Origin of the sequence: Pseudomonas sp. NPDC089554, from assembly GCF_050280645.1 — a bacterium.
Lineage (GTDB): Bacteria > Pseudomonadota > Gammaproteobacteria > Pseudomonadales > Pseudomonadaceae > Aquipseudomonas.
Genome location: NZ_JBNNVR010000204.1, coordinates 1 through 1133 on the forward strand (window position 1 = coordinate 1; position 1133 = coordinate 1133).

The 1133-nt window shown below is 62.8% G+C and carries 1 protein-coding gene and 1 pseudogene; both read left to right on the forward strand.

Annotation, left to right across the window (positions count from 1 at the left end; all coding sequences use genetic code 11):
• A pseudogene (locus ACQKPE_RS26545) lies at positions 1-306 on the forward strand (glyoxylate carboligase); the annotation flags it as partial.
• 54 nt (positions 307-360) lie between these two features.
• A partial coding sequence (gene hyi / locus ACQKPE_RS26550; RefSeq protein WP_427669652.1) for a hydroxypyruvate isomerase occupies positions 361-1133 on the forward strand: 773 nt, incomplete at its 3' end.

Genomic DNA, 1133 nt, shown 5'->3' on the forward strand with positions numbered 1-1133 from the left:
TGCGTGCAACTGGCGTTCGAGAACATCAACGCCAGCGAAGCAGGTAACTATGGCGTCGATCACGTGGCCGTGGTCGAGGGCCTGGGTTGCAAGGCGCTGCGCGTATTCCAGCCTGCCGACATCGCCCCTGCCCTGCTCAAGGCACAGAAGATGGCCGAGGAGTTCCGCGTGCCGGTGGTGGTCGAGATCATTCTCGAGCGTGTCACCAACATTTCCATGGGCACCGAGATCAACGCCGTCAACGAGTTCGAAGACCTGGCCCTGGTCGGCAACGACGCCCCGACCGCCATCTCGATGCTGGACTGACCGCCTGACGCCCCCGTGCCTTGCGCGGGGGCATTCATTGCAAGGAGACTTCTCATGCCTCGCTTCGCCGCCAACCTGTCCATGCTGTTCACCGAGCAGGACTTCCTGGCCCGCTTCAAAGCCGCTGCCGATGCCGGTTTCAGCGGTGTCGAATACCTCTTCCCGTACGACTTCGATGCCGCTGAAATCAAGCGCCAGCTCGACGCTCATGGCCTGACCCAGGTGCTGTTCAACCTCCCCGCCGGCGACTGGGCCAAGGGCGAGCGCGGCATCACCTGCCACCCCGACCGCGTCGAGGAATTCCGCGCCGGTGTCGACAAGGCCATCGAATACGCCAAGGTGCTCGGCAACACCCAGGTCAACGCCCTGGCCGGCATCCGCCCGCAAGGCCCGGACTGCGCCAGCGTGCGCAAGACCTTCGTGGAAAACCTGCGCTACGCCGCCGACAAGCTTAAAGGCGCCGGTATTCGCCTGGTCATGGAGATGATCAACACCCGCGACATCCCCGGTTTCTACCTCAACACCACGCAGCAGGCCCTAGAGATTCAGGCAGAAGTCGGCAGCGACAACCTGTTCCTGCAATACGACATCTACCACATGCAGATCATGGAAGGTGACCTGGCCCGCACCGTGGAAGCCAACCTTTCGAAGATCAACCACATCCAACTGGCCGACAACCCTGGCCGCAACGAACCGGGCACCGGCGAAATCAACTACCGCTTCCTGTTCGCGCACCTGGACCGCATCGGCTACCAGGGCTGGGTGGGTGCGGAGTACAAGCCGCTGACCACCACCGAAGCGGGCCTGGGCTGGCTCAAGACCCATAA